2 rRNA genes are annotated in these 1485 nt (G+C 48.4%); both read left to right on the top strand.

Annotated features, from left to right (window positions below):
* Nucleotides 1-54 (top strand): 16S ribosomal RNA (locus ACESPQ_RS20765); the annotation flags it as partial.
* Nucleotides 55-287: 233 nt separating this feature from the next.
* Nucleotides 288-1485: ribosomal RNA gene (locus ACESPQ_RS20760) — 23S ribosomal RNA — on the top strand; the annotation flags it as partial.

Below are 1485 nucleotides of genomic sequence, written 5' to 3'. Positions count from 1 at the left end.
GTTAAGTCGTAACAAGGTATCCCTACGGGAACGTGGGGATGGATCACCTCCTTTCTAAGGAGAAAGTACAAAAGAAGAGTTATCGAACATTTCCTGTTCAGTTTTGGAAGACTGATCTTCCAAAAGAAAAAGAAGTCGATCTTTGAAAACTGAATAACAGAAGACATATGAAGGTCTATAACGAAAGTTGTAAACGAACATAGATATTCACGAGTAGAAAGTTAAACAAAACAGAAAACTCAAGCAAAAACCTAAGCAAAGAAAAGAACGCTTTAGAACTTAATCGTGATTAAGTGAATAAGGGCGTACGGTGGATGCCTAGGCACTTGGAACTGAAGAAGGACGCAACAAACGGCGAAACGCGACGGGGAGTGGTACGTACACAAAGATCCGTCGATATCCGAATGGGGAAACCCGGCAGCAGTAATGAGCTGTCACCCATGAGTGAATACATAGCTCATGAGGGAGGTACCCGGAGAACTGAAACATCTAAGTATCCGGAGGAAAAGAAAATAAGAATGATTCCGTAAGTAGCGGCGAGCGAACGCGGAGGAGCCCAAACCAGATCTTGATCTGGGGTTGTAGGACCACGAGATGGCAAGAGCAAGGCTAAGAGAACGGCATTGAAAGGCCGACCGGAGAGGGTGCAAGTCCCGTAACTGAAAGCGATGTGAAGCCTAGTGGTATCCTGAGTACGGCGAGACACGAGAAATCTTGTCGGAAGCAGGCGGGACCATCCGTCAAGGCTAAATATACCCAAGTGACCGATAGTGAACCAGTACCGTGAGGGAAAGGTGAAAAGAACCGCGGGAGCGGAGTGAAATAGAACCTGAAACCGTATGCTTACAAGAAGTCAGAGCCCGTTAAAGGGTGATGGCGTGCCTTTTGTAGAATGAACCGGCGAGTTACGTTATCGTGCGAGGTTAAGTAGAAGATACGGAGCCGAAGCGAAAGCGAGTCTTAATAGGGCGGCAGTACGATGATGTAGACCCGAAACCGTGTGATCTAGCCATGACCAGGTTGAAGTTCAGGTGAAACTGAATGGAGGACCGAACCGACCCCCGTTGAAAAGTTGGCGGATGAGTTGTGGCTAGGGGAGAAATTCCAATCGAACACGGATATAGCTGGTTCTCCCCGAAATAGCTTTAGGGCTAGCGTCGAGGTAGAGTCGCATGGAGGTAGAGCACTGAATGTACGATGGCCCCATCCCGGGGTACTGAGTATAATCAAACTCCGAATGCCATGGTGACATACTCGGCAGTCAGACTGTGGGTGATAAGGTCCATGGTCAAAAGGGAAACAGCCCAGACCGCCAGTTAAGGTCCCAAAATGTATGCTAAGTGGAAAAGGATGTGGGGATGCACAGACAACTAGGAGGTTGGCTCAGAAGCAGCCATCCTTCAAAGAGTGCGTAACAGCTCACTAGTCGAGTGACCCTGCGCCGAAAATGTACCGGGGCTAAGCATACTACCGAAGCTGCGGATT

This window comes from Clostridium sp. HGF2 (assembly GCF_964240115.1).
Taxonomy (GTDB): domain Bacteria; phylum Bacillota_I; class Bacilli_A; order Erysipelotrichales; family Erysipelotrichaceae; genus Clostridium_AQ; species Clostridium_AQ innocuum.
The sequence above is the reverse complement of the archived record's forward strand: the minus strand, read 5'-3'. Positions and strand labels throughout refer to the sequence as shown.